This window comes from Zestomonas carbonaria (genome assembly GCF_904061905.1).
Classification (GTDB): domain Bacteria; phylum Pseudomonadota; class Gammaproteobacteria; order Pseudomonadales; family Pseudomonadaceae; genus Aquipseudomonas; species Aquipseudomonas carbonaria.
The window spans coordinates 102,941-127,843 of record NZ_CAJFCI010000023.1 but is presented as its reverse complement, the minus strand read 5'-3'; the positions used below and the strand labels follow the sequence as shown (position 1 = coordinate 127,843).

18 protein-coding genes are annotated in these 24,903 nt (G+C 68.0%); 5 read left to right on the top strand and 13 right to left on the bottom strand.

The window, feature by feature from the left end; translation table 11 throughout:
• Nucleotides 1-29 precede the first annotated feature (29 nt).
• Genes PSEWESI4_RS04280 through PSEWESI4_RS04265 form a run of 4 tightly spaced genes read left to right on the top strand, consistent with a single transcriptional unit; the run spans nucleotide 30 to nucleotide 4,448 of the window.
• Nucleotides 30-2,408 (top strand): TonB-dependent siderophore receptor, encoded by a 2,379-nt coding sequence (locus PSEWESI4_RS04280; protein WP_187669940.1) that lies wholly within the window; start codon nucleotides 30-32, stop codon nucleotides 2,406-2,408.
• Between the two features lie 57 nt (nucleotides 2,409-2,465).
• Nucleotides 2,466-3,596, top strand: coding sequence for a PepSY-associated TM helix domain-containing protein (locus PSEWESI4_RS04275; protein ID WP_187669939.1), 1,131 nt, complete (start codon nucleotides 2,466-2,468; stop codon nucleotides 3,594-3,596).
• Nucleotides 3,593-3,778, top strand: coding sequence for a hypothetical protein (locus tag PSEWESI4_RS04270; protein WP_187669938.1), 186 nt, complete (start codon nucleotides 3,593-3,595; stop codon nucleotides 3,776-3,778). The genes PSEWESI4_RS04275 and PSEWESI4_RS04270 overlap by 4 nt, the downstream gene beginning before the upstream one ends.
• Nucleotides 3,779-3,815: 37 nt before the next feature.
• Entirely contained in the window at nucleotides 3,816-4,448 is a 633-nt protein-coding gene (locus tag PSEWESI4_RS04265; protein WP_187669937.1) for a glutathione S-transferase, read from the top strand.
• Nucleotides 4,449-4,597: 149 nt separating this feature from the next.
• On the opposite strand, the gene creD is transcribed toward PSEWESI4_RS04265, so the two are convergent.
• From creD to rloA2, 5 genes are all read right to left on the bottom strand, one after another.
• Nucleotides 4,598-5,968 (bottom strand): cell envelope integrity protein CreD, encoded by a 1,371-nt coding sequence (gene creD / locus PSEWESI4_RS04260; RefSeq protein WP_187669936.1) that lies wholly within the window; start codon nucleotides 5,966-5,968, stop codon nucleotides 4,598-4,600.
• 370 nt (nucleotides 5,969-6,338) lie between these two features.
• Nucleotides 6,339-6,773, bottom strand: a complete 435-nt coding sequence (locus tag PSEWESI4_RS04255; protein ID WP_187669935.1) for a CBS domain-containing protein — start codon at nucleotides 6,771-6,773, stop codon at nucleotides 6,339-6,341.
• Between the two features lie 91 nt (nucleotides 6,774-6,864).
• Nucleotides 6,865-8,295 carry a two-component system sensor histidine kinase CreC gene (gene creC / locus PSEWESI4_RS04250; protein ID WP_187669934.1) on the bottom strand — a complete coding sequence of 477 codons (1,431 nt, stop codon included), beginning with the start codon at nucleotides 8,293-8,295 and terminating at the stop codon, nucleotides 6,865-6,867.
• On the bottom strand, nucleotides 8,295-8,984 hold the full coding sequence (creB, locus tag PSEWESI4_RS04245) for a two-component system response regulator CreB (protein ID WP_187669933.1): 690 nt from the start codon (nucleotides 8,982-8,984) through the stop codon (nucleotides 8,295-8,297). The genes creC and creB overlap by 1 nt, the downstream gene beginning before the upstream one ends.
• Before the next feature lie 52 nt (nucleotides 8,985-9,036).
• Nucleotides 9,037-9,540, bottom strand: a complete 504-nt coding sequence (gene rloA2, locus PSEWESI4_RS04240; RefSeq protein ID WP_187669932.1) for a retropepsin-like aspartic peptidase RloA2 — start codon at nucleotides 9,538-9,540, stop codon at nucleotides 9,037-9,039.
• A 131-nt stretch (nucleotides 9,541-9,671) separates the two neighbouring features.
• Between rloA2 and PSEWESI4_RS04235 the strand changes: the two genes are divergently transcribed.
• Nucleotides 9,672-10,607: an acyltransferase gene (locus PSEWESI4_RS04235; RefSeq protein WP_187669931.1), complete on the top strand. Its 936-nt coding sequence runs from the start codon at nucleotides 9,672-9,674 to the stop codon at nucleotides 10,605-10,607.
• 37 nt (nucleotides 10,608-10,644) lie between these two features.
• Here the strand turns inward: PSEWESI4_RS04235 and PSEWESI4_RS04230 are convergent, their stop codons facing one another.
• The 8 genes from PSEWESI4_RS04230 to alr all read right to left on the bottom strand — a co-directional run bounded on the left by PSEWESI4_RS04230 (nucleotide 10,645) and on the right by alr (nucleotide 24,526).
• Nucleotides 10,645-11,199: a DUF2780 domain-containing protein gene (locus PSEWESI4_RS04230; RefSeq protein ID WP_187669930.1), complete on the bottom strand. Its 555-nt coding sequence runs from the start codon at nucleotides 11,197-11,199 to the stop codon at nucleotides 10,645-10,647.
• 103 nt (nucleotides 11,200-11,302) lie between these two features.
• On the bottom strand, nucleotides 11,303-12,208 hold the full coding sequence (locus PSEWESI4_RS04225; RefSeq protein WP_187669929.1) for a transglutaminase family protein: 906 nt from the start codon (nucleotides 12,206-12,208) through the stop codon (nucleotides 11,303-11,305).
• Complete coding sequence (locus tag PSEWESI4_RS04220; protein WP_187669928.1) at nucleotides 12,205-14,706, bottom strand: circularly permuted type 2 ATP-grasp protein; 2,502 nt, start codon at nucleotides 14,704-14,706, stop codon at nucleotides 12,205-12,207. The genes PSEWESI4_RS04225 and PSEWESI4_RS04220 overlap by 4 nt, the downstream gene beginning before the upstream one ends.
• Before the next feature lie 117 nt (nucleotides 14,707-14,823).
• The gene (locus PSEWESI4_RS04215; RefSeq protein ID WP_187669927.1) at nucleotides 14,824-18,117 is read right to left on the bottom strand and encodes a transglutaminase family protein; all 3,294 of its coding nucleotides are present in this window, start codon (nucleotides 18,115-18,117) and stop codon (nucleotides 14,824-14,826) included.
• Between the two features lie 253 nt (nucleotides 18,118-18,370).
• The gene (locus PSEWESI4_RS04210) at nucleotides 18,371-19,486 is read right to left on the bottom strand and encodes an SO2930 family diheme c-type cytochrome (protein WP_408004271.1); all 1,116 of its coding nucleotides are present in this window, start codon (nucleotides 19,484-19,486) and stop codon (nucleotides 18,371-18,373) included.
• Nucleotides 19,483-20,730 carry a parallel beta-helix domain-containing protein gene (locus tag PSEWESI4_RS04205; protein WP_187669926.1) on the bottom strand — a complete coding sequence of 416 codons (1,248 nt, stop codon included), beginning with the start codon at nucleotides 20,728-20,730 and terminating at the stop codon, nucleotides 19,483-19,485. The genes PSEWESI4_RS04210 and PSEWESI4_RS04205 overlap by 4 nt, the downstream gene beginning before the upstream one ends.
• A 348-nt stretch (nucleotides 20,731-21,078) precedes the next feature.
• On the bottom strand, nucleotides 21,079-23,352 hold the full coding sequence (locus PSEWESI4_RS04200) for a YgiQ family radical SAM protein (protein WP_187669925.1): 2,274 nt from the start codon (nucleotides 23,350-23,352) through the stop codon (nucleotides 21,079-21,081).
• 91 nt (nucleotides 23,353-23,443) lie between these two features.
• On the bottom strand, nucleotides 23,444-24,526 hold the full coding sequence (gene alr, locus PSEWESI4_RS04195; protein WP_187669924.1) for an alanine racemase: 1,083 nt from the start codon (nucleotides 24,524-24,526) through the stop codon (nucleotides 23,444-23,446).
• Nucleotides 24,527-24,903: the final 377 nt, after the last annotated feature.

The window sequence follows — 24,903 nt, the reverse complement described above, 5'->3', positions numbered from 1 at the left end:
GACAGATTCTCGCTTAGGAGACGTTTGCAATGCCTCGCACCACGCCCCTGTTCCGCCCCCGCCTGCTGGTGGCCGCCATCGCCATCGCCGGCCTGCCGCTGGCAGCCAGCGCCGAGCAATACCAGTTGCCCGCCGGGCCGCTGGCCAGCACCCTCAACCGCATCGCCAGCGAGGCCGGCATCGTGCTGAGCATCGACCCGGCGCTGACCACCGGCAAGACCGCCCAGCCGGTACAGGGCGACTACGATGCCCTTGGCGCGCTGAACGCCGCGCTGCGCGGCAGCGGCCTGCAACTGGTGCGCAGCGACGCCGGCACCTACAGCCTGGAGCCGCTGCCCCAGGACGCGCTGACCCTGCCGACCACCAACATCGACGCCAACCGCAGCTACGAAAGCGCCTGGGGACCGGTCGAAGGCTACGTCGCCACGCGCAGCGCCGCCGGCACCAAGACCGATACCTCGATCGCCGAGATCCCGCGCTCGATCTCGGTGATCACCCGCGACCAGCTCGACGACCGCCAGACCCTCAATCTCAACGACGCCCTGCGCTACACCGCGGGCGTGATGAGCAGCGGCTATGGCTCGGACTCGCGTGCCGACTGGCTGAAGGTGCGCGGCTTCGTCCCGACCCAGTTCCTCGACGGCCTGCCGCTGCCGGTCGGCTCCTTCGCCAACCCGAAGATCGAGCCCTGGAACCTGGAACGCATCGCCGTCCTGCGCGGCCCGGCGTCGTCGGTCTATGGCCAGACCCCGCCCGGCGGCCTGCTGGACATGGTCAGCCGCCGTCCGCAAGCCGAGAGCAGCCAGGCCGTCCAGGTCCAGGCCGGCAGCAACAACCATCGGCAGATCAATTTCGACAGCACCGGCGCCATCGACGATGACGCCCGCGTCCTCTATCGCGTCAGCGGCACCGTGCGCGACAGCGATACACCGATCGACCACATCCAGGACAAGCGCTACAACATCGCCCCGAGCCTGACCTGGAATATCGGCGACGACACCCACCTGACCTTCCTGTCGCAATACACCCGCGACGATACCGGCATCACCGGCCAGTTCCTGCCGCTGCAAGGCACCAAGCTGCCCTCGCCGGTGGGCAAGATCTCGCACCACAAGAACCTCGGCGAACCGGACTGGGACTTCTACGACCGTACCTACTACGCGCTCGGCTACGCCTTCGACCACCGCTTCAACGACGTCTGGCAGTTCCGCCAGAACCTGCGCTACACCAAGAGCGACCTGGAATTCCAGGCGGTCCAGGTCAGCACCTTCAACAGCATCGACGCGGGCGGCAACGTCAGCCGCGAATCGGGCATCGTCAACGAAGACATCAGCCAGTTCGCCGTCGACAACAACTTCCAGGCCGACTTCCAGACCGGCGCGCTGCGCCACACCCTGCTGATCGGCCTCGACCACCAGCGCGCCAACACCAACTACCAGTGGCTGTACGGCATGGGCGTTCCGCCGATCAGCGTCGTCCGCCCGGTGTACGGCGCCGATCTCTCCGGCGTCACCTACTTCGCGATGCAGGACTACCAGCAGAAGACCCACCAGACCGGCCTCTACATCCAGGATCAGATCGCCCTCGACAACTGGCGCCTGACCCTCGGCGGCCGCGAGGACTGGGTGCACACCGGCACCACCTTCCACAACCAGGGCGACGTCACCAACACCCAGCGCGACGTGGCCTTCAGCGGCAACGTCGGCCTCAGCTACCTGTTCGACAACGGCGTGACGCCCTACGTGTCCTACGCCGAATCGTTCCAGCCGGCGATCGGCGCCAACGTCAGCAGCACCACCTCGTTCGAGCCGACCGAAGGCAAGCAGTACGAGATCGGCGTCAAGTACCAGCCGCCGGGCACCGATGCGCTGCTGAGCGCCGCGGTGTTCGACCTGACCCAGCAGAACGTCAGCGTCACCGAAGGCAGCATCACCCGCCAGATCGGCGAGCTGAAGGTACGCGGCCTGGAGCTGGAAGCCAGCGCCGACGTCAACGAAAACCTCAAGCTGGTCGCCTCCTACGCTTACAACGACTCGGAAATCAGGAAAGGTCAGGACAAGGGCAACCGCATGCAGCAGATGCCGCGCAACCAGGCCACCCTGTGGGCCGACTACACCTGGCGCGCTGGCCTGCTCGACGGTTTCGGCGTCGGCTTCGGCGCGCGCTACGTCGGCGACAGCTACGGCAACACCGCCAACACCTGGCTCGGCCACACCGGTTCCTACACCGTCTACGACGCCTCGATGCACTACGACCTCGGCCGCCTGAGCAGCGCGCTGAGAGGCGCCTCGCTGGCGGTGGACGCGAAGAACCTGTTCGACAAGGAATACCTGTCCACCTGCGACGGCTACTGGTGCTACTACGGCGACCAGCGCAACGTGGTCGCCAGCGTCACCTACAAGTGGTGAATCGTTGACGCCTGAGAGGACCGCCCCCGGGCGGTCCTCTGCTTTTACGAGGTACTCATGAAATCCGCCACCATCCGCCGCTGGTCCGTCGTCCACACCTGGACCAGCCTGATCTGCACCGCCTTCCTGCTGCTCCTGGCGCTGACCGGGTTGCCGCTGATCTTCCACCACGAGATAGAGCACCTGCTGGGCGAGGCGCCCGAGTTGCGCGAACTGTCGGCCGGCACTCCGCACCTCGACCTGCAGCGCCTGGTCGAGGCCGCCGAGCGCCATCGCCCCGGCGAAGTGGTGCAGTACATCGGCTACGACGAGGACGAGCCCAACGGGGTGGTCGCCATCACCGCCGCCACGGCCGGCACCGAGCCCAACTCGTCGCACACCTTCATGCTCGACGCGCGCAGCGGCGAGGCGGTGGCGATGCCGGCGGCCAACGGCGGCTTCATGATGCTCATGCTGCGCCTGCACGTGGACATGTTCGCCGGCCTGCCGGGCAAGCTGCTGCTGGCCTTCATGGGCCTGCTGTTCGTGGTGGCCATCGTTTCCGGCGTGGTGCTCTACTCGCCCTTCATGCGCCGGTTGAAATTCGCCGAGGTGCGCCAGCACAAGTCGACCCGCACGCGCTGGCTGGACCTGCACAACCTGATCGGCATCGTCACCCTGACCTGGGCGCTGGTGGTCGGCGTCACCGGGGTGATCAGCGCCTGCGCCGACCTGCTGATCGCCGCCTGGCGCAACGACACGCTCGCCGCGCTGGTCGAGCCGTACCGCGACGCCCCGCCGCTCACCGAGCGCGCACCGGCCAGCGACGTGCTGCGCATCGCCGGCGCCGCCGCACCGGGGATGAAGCCGGACTTCATCGCCTTCCCCGGCACCCGCTTCTCCAGCGAGCACCACTACACGGTGTTCATGAAGGGCGGCACGCACCTCACCTCGCATCTGTGGACGCCGGTGTTGATCGACGCGAAGAGCCTCGAAGTCACCGCCGTCGGCGAGCGCCCCTGGTACATGGACGCCCTGGCCATGTCGCAGCCGCTGCACTTCGGCGACTACGGCGGCCGGCCGATGCAGATCCTCTGGGCGCTGCTCGACGTGCTGACCATCATCGTCCTGGGCAGCGGCCTGTACCTCTGGTGGGTGCGCCGGCGCGCCTCCGCCCCGGTCAAGTCCGGCCAGGAGGCGACGGCATGAAGCGCTGGCGCGATTCGACCTTCGCCATCCCCACCGTCCTCGCCCTGCTCAGCGCCGTCGGGCTGTTCGCCGCGCTGCTCGGCGATGGCGGTTGGGACGCCCTGGCCTGGATCGGCCTGGGGCTGCCAGCGCTGCTCGGTTTCTGGCCGTTGCTGCCACGCAAAGCGCGCGACAGGCGGTAGACTGCGGCAAACCGACCGTTCCCGCGGAGACTCGCCGATGTCCAGCCCCAGCATGACCCTGCTCCACTCGCCCAGCTCCCCTTTCGTGCGCAAGATCATGGTGCTGCTGCACGAGACCGGCCAGTTGGGCCGGGTCGCCCTGGAGACGGTGCAACTGGCGCCGACCAGCCCCAGCGAAGCGGTCAACGCCAGCAACCCGGCCGGCAAGATTCCCGCCCTGCGCCTGGCCGACGGGCAGGTGCTGTTCGACAGCCGGGTCATCTTCGACTACCTCGACCAGCAGCACGTCGGCGAACCGCTGATCCCCCGCGAAGGCAGCGCGCGCTGGCGACGCCTCACCCTGGCGGCGCTGGCCGATGCGATCCTCGACGCGGCTGTGCTGATCCGCTACGAAACCTTCCTGCGTCCGGCCGGGAAACAGTGGGCGGAGTGGCTGGACGGCCAGCAGGAGAAGATCGAGCGCGGCCTCGCCGCCCTGGAACGGGACGCCGTGACCGAACTGACCTGCCACTTCGACGTGGCCTCCATCGGCGCCGCCTGCGCGCTCGGCTACCTGGATTTCCGCCAGCCCGAACTGGGCTGGCGCCAGCGCCATCCACGCCTGGCCGCCTGGTACGCGGAAGTCAGCCAGCGGCCATCGCTCAAGGCCACCGAACCGCCGGCAGCCTGAAACGCCCATCCTGCCGAAGCGAGTGACCTTGCTTCAGCAGCGCCAGGTCAGCGTGACGGCCGCTCTCGCCGTACAGGCCCGGTCCCGACCGCCGGCTCGGGAACAGCGCGGCGATCCGCCGCGCCAGCCAGGCCCCGAGGGCGCGGTCCTCACGCAGCATCCGGGCCCGCCCCCACCCGGCGCAGGGTGTCGCCGCGCCCGACGCCGTACCAGTCGAGCTTGCGGGTCAGCATCATGACCGTGGCGAGCAGGCCGAACACCAGCAGCGAGCCCATCAGCAGCGCGTAGTCCTCGGCGCTGAGCACCGCATAGAGCATCGCGTAGAGCGCCGCCAGCAACGCGGTGAAACCGCCGCCGCGCCGCCAACTGCGCAGCACGCTGCTGACGTACACGCCGATCAGCAGCACGCAGGCGCTGGCGGAAATTCCGTAGGCCAGGGCGAAATCGAGGTGTTCGGCGAGCGACAGCAACAGCAGGTAGAAGAGCGCCAGGGCCAGGCCGACCAGGCCGTACTGCACCGGGTGCACGGCCAGGCGCTTGAGCACCTCGAACAGGAAGAACGCGGCGAAGGTCAGGGCGATGAACAGCAGCGCGTACTTGATCGCCCGATCGCTCTTCAGGTACTGGTCCACCGGGTCGACGAAACTGACGCTGATGCTCGGCCCGCCGAAGCTTTCGCAATGCGGACTGCGCACGCAGTTGCGCAGCACCTCTTCCATGTTGGTGGCGAAGAAACTGGTCTGCCAGTTCGCGCTGAAACCGTCGGGGCGAATCTCACGTTCGCTCGGCAGGTAGTTGCCGAAGAACCTCGGATGCGGCCAGTCGGATTGCAGCGTGACCCGGCTGTCCCGGCCGACCGGGATCACGTCGAGCTGGCCGGTGCCCTGCAGTTGCAGGTCGAAGGCGAAGTCGAAAGCCTGCGCGCCCTTGCCGTCGAGAACCGCCAGCGGCACATGCACGCCGTTGCCCAGGTAGGTGTCGCCACTGCCGGGGGCGAAACTCAGGGTGCGGTCGTCCAGGCGCAGCTTGAGATCGTTCTTGATCCCCCGGATATCGCTGATGCCGACGGCGAGGAAGGCCGGCTCGAAACGGTAATCGGCGAAGTGCTCGCGGATGCCGAACTGCGCCGGCAGCTCGAAACGGCCGCTGATCCGGCTGGCGCTGTGGAACAGCCGCGCCTCGTAGATGCCCCGGTAGCGCAGCTCGGTCTTCACCTCGCCGTCGAGGACGAAGCGCTCGGGGAGGAAGTACAGCCGGCTGCGGACCTCGCGCTCCTCCAGGAAGCGCTCGCCGGACTTCTCGTGGGTCTTCCACTCGCGCACGGTGCGCCGGTACGGCACCACCAGCAGCGGGCCGGTGATCTGCTGGCTGTAGCTGGAACTGCGGGCGATGTCGTCGAGCACGGCATCGTGCAGGTGCTGACGCTCACTGACCAGGCCATCGATCATCGACAGCGGAATCATCAACAGGACGACCAGCAGGGCGATGGCGCCCAGCTTGAAACCCAGGGTACGGCTCATGGCGACTCTCCATTCGGGATGAATGGGGCGAGTCTGGGCTGCCCGTGTGGAGTGGCCGTGGACGCCGTGTGGAGATTGCGTGGGAATTGTGTTGAGCGTGGCGCCGGGGAAGTCCGCCCCTCTCCCCGGCCCTCTCCCGGAGGGAGAGGGGGCTGATCGGTGTGACAGTCATGCCCCGGAGCCAGTCGTCTACCTCGCATCCACTCCCTCTCTCGAGGGAAGAGGGAGCAAAGCGGCGTCCAACCGCAGCAACGCAGGATGAAACTCCGCTTCTGTAGGAGCCAGCTTGCTGGCTATCCGTATTTTCCCGAAGCCTCCTGATCGCCAGCAAGCTGGCTCCTACAGACAGGCGCACCCTACGGTCGAGCGTTCAATCGCCGCGAATGTAGTGCTGCAACTGCTCGATCAGGTTTTCCTGCTCGCTGGTGACGTCGCGCACCAGGTCGCGGATCGACAGCAGGCCGACCAGTTCGCCCTGTTCCAGCACGGGCAGGTGGCGCAGGTTCTTCTCGGTCATCAGTTGCATGCAGTACTGGTTGCTGTCACGCAGGCCGACCACGAACAGGTTGCGGGTCATGATCTCGGCGACCGTGGTGGCGTAGGCCGAACGTTCCAGCACCACCACCCGGCGCACGTAGTCACGCTCGGTGACGATGCCGGCCAGTTGGCCGTCCTCCAGCACCAGCACCGCGCCGATGCCTTTTTCCGCCATCAGTTCGGCGGCCTCCAGCACACTGGTCTCCGGGCCGACGGCATAGAGGTGGGAGCTGGGTTTACCGCGCAGGATGTCGCCGACAGTCTTCATGAGTCCGATCCTCGAAACAGGCTTTCTTGTAGAAGGGTCAAAGCCCTTCATCGAAGCCAAGCACGCTGCGTGCCGTCTCGCCAACCGCTCCTCAGTCGGGATGCACCGGCAGCTCTAGCCTGGCCTCGACGCCGCCGTCGGCGTTGACCACCTGCAACAGGCCGCCATGCAGTTCGGCCACCTCCTGCACGAAGTTGAGCCCCAGCCCGGTGCTCTTTCGCCCGGTCTGTGGGCGCGGCAGCGAGTAGAAGCGCTCGGTCAGCCGGCCCAGCGCATAGTCGGGGATCGCCGGGCCGGGATTGAACAGGCACAGCGTGACCCGCTCCCCCTGTCGCCTGGCGGAGAACCGCAAGGTGCCGCCGGGCAGGGTGAAGTCCAGGGCGTTGTCGAGCAGGTTGGCCAGCGCCTGCTTGAGCAGGAAGCGCTCGCCGCTGACCGCCAGTTGCGCATCGACGCGGTCGTCGACCAGCACGCCCGCGCGTTGCAGGCGTGCCGCCTGGGCCTGGCAAAGCTCCTCGATCAACCCATGCAGCGGCACCGCCACGCGCTCCTCGAGACCCTGGCGTTGCTCGACCTGGGCCAGCGCCAGCAAGCGTTCGACCAGTTGCTGCAAGCGCTCGCTCTCGCTGTCGATGTTGTCGACGAAGCGTGCGCGCTGCTCGGCCGGCATCTCGCCGCGCAGCAGCTCGGAGGCACCACGGATCGCCGCCAGCGGGCTCTTCAGCTCATGGGTCAGGCTGTGCACGTAGTGCTCGACGTAGGCCTTGCCTTCCAGCTCGGTGCGCATGTGTTCGACCGCGCCGGCCAGTTGCGCCAGCTCGCCACCCCGGTAGTGCGGCAGCTCGGCACGCTCGCCGGCGCTGACCGCCTGGGCGTAGCGGGTCAGGCGGCCGAGGGCGCGGCTCAGCCACCAGGACAGCAGCCCGCCGACCAGCAGCCCGAGGCCGATCAGCCCGGCGCCGAACCAGGCCAGGCGCCGCTGCGAGCGCTCGATGTAGGGTTGCAGCGTGCGGTTCGGCTTGGCCACCGAGACCACGCCGAGGATCTCGCCATCGGCGACGATCGGCGCCGCCACGTACATCACCGAGGACTCAGGGTCGTCCGGGTCCTCGCGGCTGGAGCGCGCGCCGTACTGGCCGCGCAGGGTCAAGTAGACGTCGTTCCAGCGCGAGTAGTCCTGGCCGACGCCGATCCCGCTGGAATCGATCAGGACGATGCCCCTGGCGTCGGTGACGTAGATGCGGTGGCTGACCGCACTCTTCTCCACGCCCCAGATGCGCGCCTGCGGTTGGCGCTGGCCATAGGCGGTCAACAACTCGGGCAGGCGGCTCTGCGCCAGGGTGCCGGCCTGGACGTCGTCGCGCAGCAGCTCGGCGAGCAGGTTGGCGGTGTCGACCAGGGTTTCCTCGGTGGACTGGCGCATGCCCGGGCGGATCTCGTCCATCACCGTGCTCAGCACGAACCAGCCAGTCAGGCCGACGAACACGAAGTAGACCAGGAAGATGCGGACGCCGAGCGGCATCAGGCCTGCTCCGGCGCGTAGCTGTAGCCGAGGCCGCGATGGGTCTGGATCGGCTCGGCATCGGCGGCGACCTGGCGCAGCTTGGCGCGCAGGCTCTTGATGTGGCTGTCGATGGTGCGCTCGTAGCCGACATCCACCGCCACGCCGAGGCCGTCGAGCAGTTGTTCGCGGCTGAACACCCGCTCCGGCTGGGCCAGTAGCTGTTCGAGCAGGCGGAACTCGTGGCGGGTCAGGGCCAGCGGCTGGCCGCGATAGTCGATGCGCATGCGCAGGGTGTCGACCTCGAACGGCCCGCCTTGCGCCGGCGCCGCAGCGGTGGCCGCCGGCGCCACGCGCTTGAGGATGGCCTTGACCCGCGCCGCCACCTCGCGCGGGCTGAACGGCTTGACCACGTAGTCGTCGGCGCCGATCTCCAGGCCAACCACACGGTCGATCTCGGCATTCCGCGCGGTGAGGAAGATCACCGGCACCTCGGAGAAGCGCCGCAGCCGCTTGCAGGCCTCGAAGCCGCTGATATCGGGAAGGCCGACGTCGAGGATCAGCAGGTCCGCCGGGGTCTGCCGCTGGAACTCCAGCGCCGCGCCGGCGAGGCTCAGCCAGGTGGTGGCGAAGCCCTCGGCCTGGAGGGCGTAGACCAGGGTGTCGGCGATCGCCGCTTCGTCTTCGACTATGAGAATGTGCGCGGCCATCCCTGCGCTCCTGGAAGTAATCCCCGGAACTTGCCGCATGCCCGCCCGGGCGTCAATCGCACTTGGGTTTGCCGGCGGTGAAACGCCGCGCCGGGTTCACCGCGGCGCCGAACTCGACCAGGGCGCTGGCGCCGATCAGCAACGGGTAGTTGAAGCGGCTGCGATCGGCGAGGTTGACCTCGATGACGCGGGTCACGCCATCCAGGCACATCTGCATGTCGATCACCGGACGCCGGGCGGCCTCCGGCGTTATCTCCTCGTCCTCTTCCTCGGCGCGGCTCTTGATCTTGCTGATGCGCGAGATCCGGTGCTCGTAGACGGTGCCGTCGGCTCCCTTGGTGGCCAGCTTGAAACGCACCCACTCCTCGCCGTCACGCTCGAAGCGCTCGATGTCCCTGGCCGACAGCGAGGAGGTCAGCGCGCCGGTGTCCAGCTTGGACTTGAAGGTCTGTTTCAGCTCCGGCAGGCGGATGTATTCGTAGCGGCCGTAGAGGGTCGGTTCGGCGGCCAGCACCGGTAGAGCGATCAGGGTCAGCAGGACGACAAGGGCTTTCACACGGCACTCCTTTCAGGCGGAATCGTCACGGCATGGACCAGCGCCGCGCTGCTTCGTTCGTTATAGCCGGCCGGAACGTGGCACGCCGCTCGCCTGCTATCATGGCCGGCCTTTTGTTACGGGGAATGCCTATGCGCCGCCTGATCACCGGCCTGACCGTCAGCCTGCTGCTGCTCGTCAATACCCTGGCGCTGATCGGCCCGATGATGCTGATCGCCGTGTTCAAGCTGATCCTGCCGGGACGGCGGCTGACGGATGCCTGCTCGTTCGGCGTGATGTGGATCGCCGAGACCTGGGCGGAGATCGACAAGTGGATCTTCACCACCTTCACCCCGACCCGCTGGGACATCCGCGGCGCCGCCAACCTGCGCCGCGACACCTCCTACCTGATCGTCAGCAACCACCAGAGCTGGGTCGACATCCCCGCGCTGATCCAGGTGTTCAACCGCCGCGCGCCGTTCTTCAAGTTCTTCCTCAAGAAGGAGCTGGTCTGGGTGCCCTTCCTCGGCCTGGCCTGGTGGGCGCTCGAATACCCCTTCATGAAGCGCTATTCCAAGACCTACCTGGCCAAGTACCCGGAAAAGAAGGGCCAGGACCTGCTGATCACCCGCCAGGCCTGCGAGAAGTTCAAGCGCTCGCCGGTCACCGTGGTCAATTACCTGGAAGGCACCCGCTTCACCCCCGCCAAGCATGATCGGCAACAGTCGCCCTACCGCTACCTGCTCAAGCCCAAGGCCGGCGGCGTGGCCTTCGTGCTGGCCGCCCTCGGCGAGCAACTGGACGCCCTGCTCGACGTCACCGTCTACTACCCGGGCGGCCGGGTGCCGGGCTTCTGGGAGCTGGCCAGCGGGCAGGTGGAAACGGTGGTGGTGGACATCCGGACCCACACCCTCGACCCGGCGCTGTGGGCCGGCAACTACGAGGACGACCCACAGTTCCGCCAGTTCGTGCAGGACTGGGTCAGTAACCTGTGGGCCGAGAAGGACGCGCGCCTGGCGGCGCTGCGGGAAGAGTTCGGCGACACCCCATTTGCAGGGTGCGCCGTGCGCACCGGATCGGGTCTGTAGGAGCGGCCCATGGCCGCGATGGGCCGCTCGCGCGGCGTCAACCCGCCGCCACACCCCACAGGTTGCCCAGGTTGCCGAGCACGTCGCTGTTGAGGCCCTGCTTGCCGAAGTAGTCGAGCAGCACCTGGGCGAACTGGCTGGTCATCCCGCCATCCATGCCCAGAGCGCCGAAGGCCTGGTTGACGTCGCCGAGGTTGGAGAGGTTGCCGAGCGGAGAGCCGCCGGCCGCGCCCTGGCCGCCGAGCACGCTGCCCAGTCCGCCGATGTTGGCCAGGGCGTTGCCGCCGGACAGCTTGTCCAGCCCCGGTACGGCACTCAGCAGTTGCGAATAGTCGGTGCTGGACAGATTGTTCTTGGCCATGCCGAGCAGCGCGCCGGTGCCGCCCACCGCCTGCTCCGGAGAAACGCCCAACTGGCCGGTCAGCGCGTTGAGCAGCCCGCTGGTCTGCGGGGTGGTCGCCACCTGGCTGACATCGACTCCCTGGCTCGCGCCGGTGACCGCCTTGGCGGCGTCGCCAAGATTGAAGGCGAAGGCCGGGGCGGCGGCGAGCACGAGGGACGCGACGAGAATGCGGGAGGAAAATGTGTTCATGACGATACTCCTTGTAGCGCGACAGGCGCGGGAATTGGACCGGGCTGGCGCGCACATGTTCCGGACGCCCGCTTCCGCGAGGAAAGTCATGCGCCCCTGGGGCTCAGCAGGCGAACTCCACCAGCGGCTGGACGGTGACCCGCACGTCCAGGTCGTGGCTGCCGCCGCCGAGGATCACGCCGCGTAGCGGCGACACGTCGGAGAAGTCGCGGCCCCAGGCCAGGGTGATGTGCTCCAGGTTGGGCTGCACGTCGTTGGTGGGGTCGAAGTCGACCCAGCCGTGGCGCGGGCAATACACCGAGACCCAGGCGTGCGAGGCGTCGGCGCCGATCAGCCGTGGCTGGCCGGGTGGCGGCTGGGTCAGCAGGTAGCCGCTGACGTAGCGCGCCGGCAGGCCCAGCGAGCGCAGGCAGGCAAGCATCAGGTGGGCGAAGTCCTGGCACACCCCGCGCCGGCTCTGCAGCACCTCGACCAGCGGCGTGGCGACATGGGTCGCCTCGGCATCGAAAGCGAATTCGGCGTGGATCTTCGCCATCAGCGCCGCCGCGCCGGCCAGCAGCGGCCGGCCGGCCGGGAAGCAATCGGCGGCGAACGCGGCGAACTGGCGCTTGATGCGCACGTAGGGCGATTCGACCCGGTAGCTACAGGCCTCCAGCTCCACGGTATCCAGCGCCCGCCCGGAGAAGGCCAGGGCGGCGACCACCTGCTCCCAGGCCGGCGAGTCGTCGAGCATCAGCAGGGGCCGCGCCAGCACGTCGATACGCAGCCGCGCGTTGACCTGCAGATCGTCGTGCGGGCGTTCGAAGGCCAGGCGGGTCAGCGGGTTGCCGAACACGTCGAAACCGTCGCTGCGCCGGGTCGGCAGCGGGCTGATCTCCAGGCTCTGGCCCAGGCAGCGCTGCCAGGGGCAATCGCGCGGCCACAGGTGGGCGAGCTGCTGGGCCAGCGAGACCGGCGCGGCGTAGCGGTAATGGGTGTCGTGGAACACCTCGTAGCGGGCGATCGTCATGCGGACACCGTTTGCTGGCTGACATCGTCGACATGCGCGAAGTAGCGCAGCTCCAGGCGCTCGGAGAGCTGGCCGACGGCCTGGCCGATCTGCTCCAGCAGGTCGGCCAGGCCAACGAGCACTTCGCCCAGGCTGGCGGCGCCGAACAACGGATTTTCCAACGTCGCCAGGTCGAAGGCCAGCAGGCGTGCGATCAGGCCGCTCAACTGGGTCTCCCGGGGCGTGCCGAACGTCTCGTGCAGGCGCTCCAGCGAGCGTTGCAGGGCCTGCAACTGGAAGCACAGGGCGTGGGGGTTCTGGTCGTGCAGCAGGAGCAGGTCGAGCACCGGGATCAACTGCGGCGAGGCCAGGTAGCGCGAACGGTAGGTGATGGTGCTGTTGCCCAGTTCCAGCAGCCACTCCAGGCTGCCCGCGTCCCACACCGCGCGGCCGCGCAGAAAGGCCGCCAGGCTGTCGGCGAAGAACTGCACGCGCTCGATGCGCCGGCCGATCATCAGGAAGCGCCAGCCGTCGTCGCGGGTCATGTCGTCGAGGGCGAAACCGGACAGCGCGGCCAGCGACATCACCAGGCGGCTCAGGCAGTCCAGCCCTTCGCCGAGGTCGGCGCGATCCGGATCGAGGCTGTGCGCCTCGTGCTGCAACTCCAGCACCGCGTTCCAGTTCTCCTGGGACAACCGCCCGCGCACCTGGGCAGCGGCCCAGTGCAGGCGGCGCAGGTTGGCGCGCAGGCTGAACGTCCACTCGTCGCCGCACAGCGCTTCGAGCAGGCGGCGTTCCAGGCCCATCTCGCTGTCCGTCGGCAGCAGGCCGAGGCGTTCGCCGAGGTCGAGGGCGGCCTGCAGGGCCAGGTCGTCGCCATCGGCATCGACATAGCGCGACAGCACCACGCGCAGCAGCCGCGCGCCGTCGTCGCAGCGTTCGCTGTAGCGACCGAACCAGAACAGGTTCTCCACCACCCGCGACGGCAGGTAGGGGTCCTGGCGGATCAGGTCGCGCACGCCGAGGTTGCGCGGGTGCAGCGGCTCGCCGTGCACCGGCTGGTCGGTGAGCACCCAGGTGTCCTTGCTCGCCCCGCCGCGCTGCATCGACACCACTTCGGCACCGGCCCGCGCGGCCACCCGGGTCAGGCCGCCGGGCATCACCCAGTACTGGCCGTCGGCGCTGGCCACGGCGAACACGCGCATGCCGATGGCCCGCGACTGCAATTCTCCGCCGTGACCGCTGGCCTGCCACACCGGCGCCTGGGAGAGCTGCGCCTGGACCTGCGCCACATAGGCGTGCGGCCGCGCGCTCAGGCGCTCGCCCAGGGCGGCGAGGCCGGCGGCATCGAGGGTGTGGCCGAACAGCGGCTCGAAGCTCTGCGACGGAAAGGCCGGCTTGATCACCCGCTGCGTCAGCTCCGCCAGGGTGTTGGCCAGCACCGCCGGCTCGCCGCACCAGCCGGTGGCCACCGAAGGCAGCAGCAGGTCCTCGCCGAACAGCCGCTGGCTGACCCTCGGCAGGAAGCCGAGCAGGCCGGGCGACTCCAGCACCCCGCTGCCCAGCGCGTTGGCCACCAGCACCCGGCCGCGCCGCACCGCGGCGAGCATGCCGGGCACGCCGAGGGCGGAATCGGTGCGCAGTTCCAGGGGATCGCAGAAGTCGTCGTCGAGGCGGCGCAGCACCGTGTGGACACGCTTGAGGCCGTCGAGGGTCTTCAGGTAGAGGGTGTCGTCGCGCACCGTGAGGTCATGCCCTTCCACCAGCGGCAGGCCGAGCTGGCGGGCGAGATACAGATGCTCGAAATAGGTTTCGTTGAAGCGCCCGGGCGTCAGCAGCACCACCAGCGGCGTCTCGCCATCGCTGGGCGCCTGGCGGCTGAGGGTCTGCTGCAGGGTGCGGAAGTAGCCGGCCAGGTACTGCACGCGCAGGTCGCGGTACAGCTCGGGGAAGGCGCGCGAGACGATCTGCCGGTTCTCCAGGGCATAGCCGGCCCCGGATGGCGCCTGGGTGCGGTCGGCCAGGACCTGCCAGCGGCCATCGGCGTCGCGCGCCAGGTCCACCGCGTAGCTGTGCAGGAACACCCCGCCGACCGGCTGCACGCCCCGGCACGGCCAGAGGAAGTTCGGGTGGCCGAACACCAGCTCGCTGGGCAGCAGCCCTTCGGCCAGCAGGCGTTGCTCGCCATAGAGGTCGGCCAGCACCGCGTTGAGCAGGCGCGCGCGCTGCGCCACGCCGGCGGCGATCGGCTGCCACTCGTCGGCGGACAGCAGGTTGGGCAGCAAGTCCAGTTCCCAGGGGCGGTCAGTGCCCTTGGGATCGGCATAGACGTTGTAGGTGACGCCGTTTTCCTGGATCTGCCGCGCCACCAGCGCCTGGCGCTGGCGCAACTGCCCCGTCCCGCTGCGCTGGAGCTGCTGGAACAGGCGCCGCCAGTGCGGACGCACCCCGCCTGTGGCATCGAGCAGTTCGTCATAGGCCGCCGTGGTCGGCGGGTAGTGGGCTAGCAGATCGGACATCGGGCACTCGGCAGGCAGGCGGCGGTACTTCTAATTATCGGCAAGTTTCCTCTCCCGTTGATGGGAGAGGAACCGGCGGGAGCCTCGCCCCCGCCTCCCCTGCGCGGGAGAGAGCGGCTAACCGCGCCGCAAATCCAGGATCATCGGCAGTTCAGCATTGTCGATCGGCGCCGCCACCGCCAGTCTGCCAGGGGTGTGCCCATGCCGGAAGAAGCGCGCCAGGCGCCGGCTTTCCGCCTCATAGGCATTGACCGGGCGGGTTTCGTAGTTGCGACCGCCGGGATGGGCGACATGATACTGGCAACCGCCCAGCGAGCGCCCCATCCAGGTATCGACCAGGTCGAACACCAGCGGCGCGTGCACGCCGATGGTCGGCTGCAAACAGCTCGGTGGCTGCCAGGCGCGGTAACGCACGCCGCCGACGAATTCACCGACCGTGCCGGTGGGCCGCATCGGCACCGGCTGGCCATTGCAGGTCAGCACGTAGCGATCCGGGGCCAGGCCGGCCAGCTTGACCTGCACCCGCTCCAGCGAAGAGTCCACATAGCGCACGGTGCCACCGGCGGAGCCCTCCTCGCCGAGCACGTGCCAGGGCTCCAGGGCCTGGCGCAGCTCGAGGTCGATGCCCTTGACCTCGAAGTCGCCCAGTTTGGGGAAGCGGAACTCGAAGTGCGGGGCGAACCAGTCGTCCTGCAACGCGTAGCCGGCGCGGCGCATTTCCTCCAGCACATCGGCGAAGTCCTGGGCGACGAAATGCGGCAGCAGGAAGCGGTCGTGCAGTTCGGTGCCCCAGCGCGCCAACTTCGGCGGCCGGTAGGGCTCATCCCAGAAGCGCGCCACCAGGCCGCGCAGCAGCAGTTGCTGGGCCAGGCTCATCTGCGCGTGGGGCGGCATCTCGAAGGCGCGCAGTTCGAGCAGGCCGAGGCGCCCGGAAGCGGAGTCCGGCGAATACAGCTTGTCGATGCAGAACTCGGCACGGTGGGTGTTGCCGGTGACGTCCACCAGCAGGTTGCGCAGCAGACGGTCGACCAGCCAGGGCGGGCAGTCGGCGCCCGGCTCGGGCATCTGCGCGAAGGCGATCTCCAGTTCGTAGAGCGCATCATTGCGCGCCTCGTCCACGCGCGGCGCCTGCGAGGTCGGGCCGACGAACAGCCCGGAGAACAGGTAGGACAGCGACGGATGGTTGTGCCAGTAGCTGATCAGGCTGCGCAGCAGGTCCGGGCGGCGCAGGAACGGCGAGTCCGCCGGGGTGGCGCCGCCCAGCACGAAGTGGTTGCCGCCGCCGGTTCCGGAATGGCGGCCATCGACCATGAACTTCTCGCTGGAAAGGCGGCTCTGCCGGGCCGCCTCGTAGAGGAACCCGGTGCGCTCGACCAGCTCCTCCCAACTGCTCGATGGGTGGATATTGACCTCGATGACGCCCGGGTCCGGGGTCACGCGGAAGTTGCCCAGGCGCGGATCGCCCGGCGGCTCGTAGCCTTCCAGCAGCACCGGGCAACGCAGCTCGGCGGCCGTCGATTCGATGGCGGCGACCAGCTCCAGGTAGTGCTCCAGCTCGGCCATCGGCGGCATGAAGATGTACAGCCGGCCATCGCGCGGCTCGGCGCACAGCGCGGTGCGCACGATGCCGGCGGCCGACTCGAACGGTGACGGCGGCACCTGCTCCTGCACGCCCTGCTGCGGAAACAGCGGAACGCGCAACTGGCGCTGGATGTGCTGGCGCGCCGGCAGCGGCGGGAACGGCTGGTTGGGGTCGGGCGCCTGCACGTAGGGGTAATCGGCCTCGCTGGCCCAGGGTTGCGAGTCCAGCGGCAGACGGTAGCCGAGCGGCGAATCGCCGGGGATCAGCCGGCAGTGCTCGTCGCGCAGGAACCACTGGCCGCTCAGCCATTCGTTGCCGTCGGCGCTGCGCGAGACCGGCAGGATATGCCCGACCACCTCGCCCAGCCCGCGACAGAACACCTTGCGCAGCCGCTCGCGCTCCAGCGGGTCGGCCAGGCGGGCGTCCTCGGGGCTGACGTTGGCCGGCAGCCGCCGCTCGCGCCACAGGTAGTAGAACCAGTCCTCGTAGGCCGGGAAGGCGTTCTCGGCGGCAACCCCCAGGCGCTCGGCCACGGCGGCCAGGAAACGCCCGGCCAGGCGCGCGTCGGCACCGTAGAAGCGCGTCTCGTCGGCGTACAGCGCCGGATCCTGCCAGATCGGCTCGCCGTCCTTGCGCCAGAAACAGTTCAGCGACCAGCGCGGCAACTGCTCGCCGGGGTACCACTTGCCCTGCCCGAAATGCATCAGGCCATGGGGCGCATAGTGCTCGCGCAGGCGATGGAACAGCCCGGCGGCCAGACGGCGCTTGTTGGGGCCCAGCGCGTCGGTGTTCCACTCCGGGTCGTCGAGGTGGTCGATGGCCACGAAGGTCGGTTCGCCGCCCATGGTCAGGCGCACGTCGCCCCTGGCCAGGTCGGCGTCGATGAGCTCGCCGAGGGCGCGGATCGCCTGCCACTGCTCCTCGCTGTACGGCCTGGTGACGCGCGGCGCCTCCCATTCGCGGTCCACGCGCATCTCGTGGCTGAACGCGCACTCGCACTCTTCCACCATGCCGCTGATCGGCGCCGCCGAGGACGGCTCGGGGCTACAGGCCAGGGGAATATGGCCTTCGCCGGCGAACAACCCGCTGGTCGGGTCGAGGCCGATCCAGCCGGCGCCGGGCAGGTACACCTCGCACCAGGCGTGCAGGTCGGTGAAGTCCACTTCGGTGCCGGAAGGGCCGTCGAGGGACTTCTGGTCGGCGGTGAGCTGGATCAGGTAGCCGGACACGAAGCGCGCGGCGAGACCCAGGTGACGCAGCAACTGGACCAGCAGCCAGCCGGAGTCGCGGCACGAGCCGGACGCCTTGACCAGGGTCTCCTCGGGGCTCTGCACGCCCGGCTCGAGGCGGATCAGGTAGCGGATGTCCTCGCTCAGGCGCTGGTTGAGGGCGACCAGGAAATCGACGCTCGGCGTCGGCGTGCGCTCGATGCTCGCCAGGTACTCGGCGAAGCGCGGCTCGGCGCTTTGCTTGATCAGGTAGGGCGCCAGCTCGCGCTGCTCGGCGTCGGTGTAGGCGAAGGGGAACTTCTCCGCGTAGGGTTCGAGGAAGAAGTCGAAGGGGTTGAACACCGCCATCTCGGCGACCAGGTCGACCTCCACCTTCAGCTCGCGGGTCTTCTCCGGGAACACCAGACGCGCCAGGTAGTTGCCCTGCGGGTCCTGCTGCCAGTTGATGAAGTGCTCGCCGGGCTCGACCTTCAGCGCATAGGAAATGATCCGCGTGCGGCTGTGCGGCGCTGGGCGCAGGCGGATGATCTGCGGACCGAGGCTGACCTCGCGGTCGTAGCGGTAGTGGCTGACATGGTGCAGCGCGACATGGATGGACACAGCGGGCCTCCCGCGAACCGGAACGATGCAGGGGAGCGCGCAAGACTTATGCCAGCGCGCCGGACGGGCTTTCCGGGGGCTTCCAGAGGGCCCAGGCACCGGAACTGGGCTTCGCCCGCACAGGTGCGACTGTAGCGCACCAGAATGGTTCGCCGTGTGTCAGCAAGATGTAGGGCGGGCTTCAGCCCACCAGACAAGGCTCGACTCCGCTCGGTGGCCTGAAGCTCACCCTACGGCCCTTGGAAAAAGCCCCTCAGCATTCCCCATCCAGGCTGGCGATCCAGCGATCGATCAGCTCCAGGCCCTCGCGGTGCACGGTGGAGCGTCCCAGCTCGGGCATCATGATGCTGGGGTCGGTGCTGTGCATGCGGAAGCTCAGCACGGACTTTTCCGGCGCGCCGGGGTGGATATCCACCAGGCGGTTGCCGGAGCCCTTGCCGGCGGCCACCGGCTGCTTGCACAGGCCGTAGCCGATGCCCAGCGGGGTGGCCGGGTCGAGGTACAGCCCGGAGGTGCGCCCCGGTCCCTGCGGGTTGTGGCAGTGGGAGCAGTTGGCGTCCAGGTAGCTGCGCGCCTGCTGCTCCAGCCCCTCACCGGCGCGCGGATGGCCCCACAGAGTGTTGCGCGACACGCCGGCCAGGTCTTCCGGCAAGCCGTCCAGCAAACCGCGCTCGGCCCAGCGCCGCAACTGGTTGGCAGTGCCGTCGGGGTAGGCGAAGTCCTTGTTCAGATGCCGCGCCTTGGGGCCCAGCGGATGGCTGCCCTGGCCATGGCGCTCCTCGTGGCAGCCGGCGCACTGGTTGGCGTCGGGCACCTGATAGGCGACCGCCAGTTCGCGTCCGCTCTCGTCGCGCAGCGTCAGGTCCTGTCTGGCGCCGGCCCACTCCAGGGTCGCCTCGCGCTGTTCGGCGTCCCACACGTAGGGCAGCGTCACCCAGCCGTCCTTCTGCCTGAGCAGGATTCGCGTCTCGATCAGTTGCACGCGGTCCAGGTCGAGGCCGCGCTGCGGATCGCGGCCATCGGCATCACTCAGCAGCAGGCGGCCCTGGTCGTCCTTGAGGTAGTAGAAGGTCTTGCTCAGCAGGGTGCCGACCGGGAACTCGAAATGCTCCTCGGCGTAGCGCGCCGCCTGCCCCTCCGGCATCCACAGGGTGCGCAGCTTGTGCGCGTAGTCGCTGAACAGCGGGGTGTTGAGGTCGTAGGGCAGCACCCCGTCGGCCGGACGCAGCCAGCCGCTTTCGCGCTGCAACAGGCGCCAGTCGCCGAGCTTTTCGGGATAGTCCTCGCCCTCCGGCAGGTACAGCGGCGCCGCCGGCTTGCCGCAAGCGGCCAGCAGCAGCGCCAGGCCCAGCCACAACAGGCGGATCATGCGCCCTGCCCTTCCTCGGCCAGGGCCAGTTGCACGGCGGGTAGTTTCGGCAGATTGCAGCGGTGCGGGGCAAGGTCGGTGCTGACGTTCCTGTAGCCGTTCGGGCCGTCGACGTTGACGATGCCGGCCGCGCCGTTGTCGATGCAGATCGCCAGCTCCGGCGGCAGCTTGCCGTCGACCAGCTTCGCGGGATTCACGTAGCCGTCCCAGAGGATGTCCGGCAGACGGCCGCCAATGCCGAACTTGGCCAGGCGCAGGGCCTTCAGTTCGAGGTTGTCCGGGCTGTCGCCACCGGGACCGAAGCGGTTGGCATAGATGTAGATGCTTTCCGGGTAGGGGTCGAAGTCCTCCTCGGTGGACTGGTCGCTGTAGCCGGTGCTGAAGTAGCTGCTGACGATGACGTTGGCGGTGCGGTGCCCACCGATGTCGTTGTCGAAGACTTCCACCTGGTCGTTGGAGTTGATCACCACCCCGGAGCCGGCCGGGATGCTCGCCACCGGGGTGCCCTTGTGGCCGAAGTTGGCGTGGTTGTTGTCCTCGACCTTGTTGCGGTAGACCCGCGTGCCATAGCCCGGCTGCGGCAGGTTGGGCATGTTGAACACCAGGATGCCGCCGGTGTTGCCGGTGGAGACGTTGTCGTAGACGTCGGCGCCGATGGTGTTCTCGATCTCGATACCGGCGACGTTGCGCTCGGCGCGGCTGTTGCGCACCACCACGTTGCGCGACTGGCCGACGTAGATGCCGGCGTCGGAGGCGCCGATGGCCACCACCTCGTCGATCAGGGTGTTCTCGGTCTGCACCGGATAGATGCCATAGGCGCCGTTCTCGGTGGCCGGGCCGTTGGTCCATTCGGTGCGCACCCGGCGGATCACGATGTTCTTGCCGCCGACCACCTTGAGGGCGTCGCCCTTGGTGTCTTCCAGGGCGATGTCCTGGATGGTGAAGTCCGAGGCATCCACCAGCAGGCCCTCGGCGCCGCTCTTCTGGCCCTTGAAGTTGAGGATGGTCTTGTCCATTCCGGCCCCCTGGAGGGTCACCCCGCTGACCTTCAGGCTGAGGCTGCGATCCAGGTGATAGGTGCCGGCGGGAATCTCGATCACCTCGCCGGGCTTGGCCTTGATCAGGCGGGTCTGCAGGTCCTTCTGGAAATCGACATGAGTGGTCGGCGGCGGCGCCTGCGGTTCTTCGCCGCAACCGGCGAGCAGGGCAGAGAGGGCGACCAGGGTCAGGGCGGCGGTACGCATGGCGGGCTCCAGCATTATCGTTATTTTGGTACTTTAGTGCCAAAATAACGTCGAGCCAAGCACTCGATTTCATCCCGTAGGGTGCGCCGTGCGCATCGATCCGGTGCCAACACCTACGTTTCCAGCGAAACACCTTACCTGCGCCAGGGTAAACGGTGCGCACCGCGCACCCTACAAGGCGTCTGCCTGATGTGGTTGGTTACTCTCCCTGGATGCAGGGGAACAAAGGGAAGTTCTGGGGTGGCCGAAAACATCGCCCCTCACCCCGGCCCTCTCCCGGAGGGCGTGGGAGGTCAGAGCATCCGGGCCACCCAACGAAAAACGCCAGCCCCGGGGCTGGCGTTTTCATCAGCGCGGCGCGACCGGTCGGGGCTTCTTCTTGCCACCGCCCTTGCCGGCCTTCTTCTGCTCCTGGAGCTTGGCGAAAGCGGCGGCCTTGGCCTGCTCGCGCTTGTCCCAGGGCTTGCCGCCGTCACTGGCGCGCGGTGGCAGGCCGTTGTGCTGGGTGAGGATCTTGCCCACCTTCTTGCTGCCGGCCGGGGTGGAGTTCTTGCGGCGCGCGCTCTGGTAGCCGTCGACCTGCGGCTGGTAGGCCGGGATCAACTGATGCTTGCCACTGCCGATCAGGTCGGCGCGGCCCATGCGCTCCAGCGCCTCGCGCAGCAGCGGCCAGTTCTTCGGATCGTGGTAGCGCAGGAAGGCCTTGTGCAGGCGGCGCTGCTGGTCGCTCTTGACGATCTTCACGCCGTCGCTCTTGTAGGTGACCTTGCGCAGCGGGTTCTTGCCCGAGTGGTACATGGCCGTCGCGGTGGCCATCGGCGAGGGATAGAACGCCTGCACCTGGTCGGCGCGGAAGCCGTTGCGCTTGAGCCACAGGGCGAGGTTCATCATGTCCTCGTCCGTGGTCCCCGGATGCGCGGCGATGAAGTACGGGATCAGGTACTGCTCCTTGCCCGCCTCCTTCGAGTACTTCTCGAACATCTGCTTGAAGCGGTCGTAGCTGCCGATGCCCGGCTTCATCATCTTCGACAGCGGGCCGTCCTCGGTATGCTCCGGGGCGATCTTCAGGTAGCCGCCGACGTGGTGGGTGACCAGTTCCTTGACGTACTCCGGCGACTCCACCGCGAGGTCGTAGCGCAGGCCCGAGGCGATCAGGATCTTCTTCACCCCCGGCAGCGCGCGGGCCTTGCGGTACAGCTCGATCAGCGAGCTGTGGTCGGTGTTGAGGTTCTCGCAGATGCCCGGCCACACGCACGACGGCTTGCGGCAGTGCTTCTCGATCTCCGGGCTCTTGCAGGCGATGCGGTACATGTTCGCGGTCGGCCCGCCGAGGTCGGAGACCACCCCGGTGAAGCCCGGCACCTTGTCGCGCATCTCCTCGATCTCGCGGAGGATCGAGTCGTGGGAACGGTTCTGGATGATCCGGCCCTCGTGCTCGGTGATCGAGCAGAAGGTACAGCCGCCGAAGCAGCCGCGCATGATGTTCACCGAGAAGCGGATCATCTCGTAGGCCGGGATCTTCTCCTTGCCGTAGACCGGGTGCGGCACACGCGCATAGGGCATGCCGAACACGTAGTCCATTTCCTCGGTGCTCATCGGGATCGGCGGCGGGTTCAGCCAGATGTCCAGGTCACCGTGCTTCTGCACCAGGGCGCGGGCATTGCCCGGGTTGGTCTCCAGGTGCAGCACGCGGTTGGCGTGGGCGTAGAGCACCGGGTCGTTGCGCACCTTCTCGAAGGACGGCAGGCGGATCACCGTCTTGTCGCGGGTCAGCCTCGGACTGGGCAGCAACTGCACCACCTTGGCTTCCTGCGGGTCCTCGACCGGGTCCTTCTCCTGCTCGATGGCGCAGGCGGCGGTGTCCTGGGTATTGACGTAGGGATTGATGATCTTGTCGATCTTTCCCGGACGATCGATGCGCGTAGAGTCGATCTCGAACCAGCCTTGCGGGGTGTCGCGGCGGACGAACGCGGTGCCGCGCACGTCGGTGATGCTGTCGATGCTCTCGCCGAAGGCCAGGCGCTGGGCGATCTCCACCACGGCGCGCTCGGCGTTGCCATAGAGCAGGATGTCGGCGGTGGCGTCCATCAGGATCGAGCGGCGCACCTTGTCCTGCCAGTAATCGTAATGGGCGATGCGGCGCAGCGACGCCTCGATGCCGCCGAGCACCACCGGCACGTGGCTCCAGGCCTCCTTGCAGCGCTGGCTGTAGACCAGGCTGGCGCGGTCCGGGCGCTTGCCGGCCAGGCCGCCCGGCGTGTAGGCGTCATCGCTGCGGATCTTCTTGTCCGCGGTGTAGCGGTTGATCATCGAGTCCATGTTGCCCGCCGCGACGCCGAAGAACAGGTTCGGCTCGCCGAGCTTCATGAAGTTGTCCTTCGAACGCCAGTCCGGCTGGGCGATGACGCCGACGCGGAAGCCCTGGGCCTCCAGCAGCCGGCCGATGATCGCCATGCCGAAGGACGGGTGATCCACGTAGGCGTCGCCGGTGACGATGATGATGTCGCAGGAATCCCAGCCGAGTTGATCCATCTCCTCCCGGCTCATCGGCAGGAAGGGTGCTGGCCCGAAACACTCGGCCCAGTACTTGGGATAGTCGAACAGCGGCTTGGCGGCTTGCATGTTTTTTGATCAGTCGGACATCACGGGGGCGCGGAATATAGCACAAAAAGTAAACAAGTCCGACCATGGAGCTCGGGCTTGAAGGCAGCGCTCAATCGGCGCAGAGGTAGATCCTGGGCACCCGCGCGGTGACCTTGGTCAGCAACTCGTAGCCGATGGTGCCGCAGGCATGGGCAACCTCGTCGACCGGCAACTGCGCGCCCCACAGCTCCACGCTGTCGCCGGCCTGCGCCTCGGGCAGCGAGGTGAGATCGACGGTGAGCATATCCATCGACACCCGCCCGACCAGCGGCAACCGGCGGCCGCGCACCACCATCGGGGTGCCGGACGGCGCATGCCGGGGATAGCCATCGGCGTAGCCGCAACTGACCGTGCCGATCCGCGCCCGCCCCGCTGCGATCCAGGCCGCGCCATAGCCCACGCTATCCCCGGCCGGTACCTCGCGCACGGAAATCACTTGCGCGGTCAGGCTCATCGCCGGCTGCAAGCCCAGCTCGACGGCGGACAGCTCGGCGAACGGCGTCGCGCCGTAGAGCATGATGCCGGGACGCAGCCAGTCCATGTGCGCCGCCGGGATGGTCAGCACCGCCGCCGAGTTGGACAACGAACGCAGGTCGAAGTCCAGGTCGAGCAGATCGAGGAAACGCTCCAGTTGCAGATCGGTGAGGCTGTGGCCGCGTTCATCGGCACAGGCGAAGTGGCTGATCAGGTTCACCTCGGCGACCTGGTGCGCCGCGCGCAAGCGGGTGAACCAGTGGCGCACCCCGGCCGGGGTCAGCCCCAGGCGGTGCATGCCGCTGTCCAGCTTGAGCCAGACGTTGACCGGCCGATCGATCGACGCGGTCAACAGCGCCTCGGCCTGGCGGTCGTCCTGCACCACCACGTCCAGGCCGAGCCGCGAAACCAGCGGCAACTCGCCGGCATCGAAGCAGCCCTCCAGCAACAACAGACGCGCCCCGGCCTGCACCGCGCGCACCTCGACCGCCTCCTCCAGGCTGGCCACGGCAAAACCGTCGGCCTCCCTGGCAAGCGCCGCGACCACCTCGCGGACGCCATGCCCATAGGCATTGGCCTTGACCACGGCGAAGGCCTTCCGACCCGGAGCGCAAAGCTTGGCCAGGGCGTAATTGCGGCGAATGGCAGCCAGGTCGATGGTGGCGACGAGCGGACGCATGGAAAGACTCCACGGAAACAGGGGACATTCTAACAGGCTGGAGGCTGGAGGCTGGCCATGCACCTTCTGCGTCAAACCTTTTATCGCGGCCATGGAACTGGGCGTCCCCGCCGATCCTACGAACACGGCATTGATGCTGACCTGTAGGAGCGCGCCATGCGCGCGATCACCGGCAACGTCCAAGGCATCGCCAGCAAGCTGGCTCCTACAACAGCGGACGAGTGGCTACGTGGCTGTTTATTGGATTCCCGCGTTAGCGGCGGCCCGCGTAGGGGAATGACGGTCTGGCGCTGGGGTTTCGTCCCCGTCGTCCCCGCGAACGCGGGGACCCAATAAACATGTAGGAGCGAGGGGGACGCCCCCCACGTCGCCTTTTC

Excerpts from the sequence above, each read along its gene's own strand:
- PSEWESI4_RS04280 (WP_187669940.1), top strand. The coding sequence starts at position 30 with ATGCCTCGCACCACGCCCCTGTTCCGCCCCCGCCTGCTGGTGGCCGCC.
- PSEWESI4_RS04275 (WP_187669939.1), top strand. The coding sequence starts at position 2,466 with ATGAAATCCGCCACCATCCGCCGCTGGTCCGTCGTCCACACCTGGACC.
- PSEWESI4_RS04270 (WP_187669938.1), top strand. The coding sequence starts at position 3,593 with ATGAAGCGCTGGCGCGATTCGACCTTCGCCATCCCCACCGTCCTCGCC.
- PSEWESI4_RS04265 (WP_187669937.1), top strand. The coding sequence starts at position 3,816 with ATGTCCAGCCCCAGCATGACCCTGCTCCACTCGCCCAGCTCCCCTTTC.
- creD (WP_187669936.1), bottom strand. The coding sequence starts at position 5,968 with ATGAGCCGTACCCTGGGTTTCAAGCTGGGCGCCATCGCCCTGCTGGTC.
- PSEWESI4_RS04255 (WP_187669935.1), bottom strand. The coding sequence starts at position 6,773 with ATGAAGACTGTCGGCGACATCCTGCGCGGTAAACCCAGCTCCCACCTC.
- creC (WP_187669934.1), bottom strand. The coding sequence starts at position 8,295 with ATGCCGCTCGGCGTCCGCATCTTCCTGGTCTACTTCGTGTTCGTCGGC.
- creB (WP_187669933.1), bottom strand. The coding sequence starts at position 8,984 with ATGGCCGCGCACATTCTCATAGTCGAAGACGAAGCGGCGATCGCCGAC.
- PSEWESI4_RS04235 (WP_187669931.1), top strand. The coding sequence starts at position 9,672 with ATGCGCCGCCTGATCACCGGCCTGACCGTCAGCCTGCTGCTGCTCGTC.
- PSEWESI4_RS04230 (WP_187669930.1), bottom strand. The coding sequence starts at position 11,199 with ATGAACACATTTTCCTCCCGCATTCTCGTCGCGTCCCTCGTGCTCGCC.
- PSEWESI4_RS04225 (WP_187669929.1), bottom strand. The coding sequence starts at position 12,208 with ATGACGATCGCCCGCTACGAGGTGTTCCACGACACCCATTACCGCTAC.
- PSEWESI4_RS04220 (WP_187669928.1), bottom strand. The coding sequence starts at position 14,706 with ATGTCCGATCTGCTAGCCCACTACCCGCCGACCACGGCGGCCTATGAC.
- PSEWESI4_RS04210 (WP_408004271.1), bottom strand. The coding sequence starts at position 19,486 with ATGATCCGCCTGTTGTGGCTGGGCCTGGCGCTGCTGCTGGCCGCTTGC.
- PSEWESI4_RS04205 (WP_187669926.1), bottom strand. The coding sequence starts at position 20,730 with ATGCGTACCGCCGCCCTGACCCTGGTCGCCCTCTCTGCCCTGCTCGCC.
- PSEWESI4_RS04200 (WP_187669925.1), bottom strand. The coding sequence starts at position 23,352 with ATGCAAGCCGCCAAGCCGCTGTTCGACTATCCCAAGTACTGGGCCGAG.
- alr (WP_187669924.1), bottom strand. The coding sequence starts at position 24,526 with ATGCGTCCGCTCGTCGCCACCATCGACCTGGCTGCCATTCGCCGCAAT.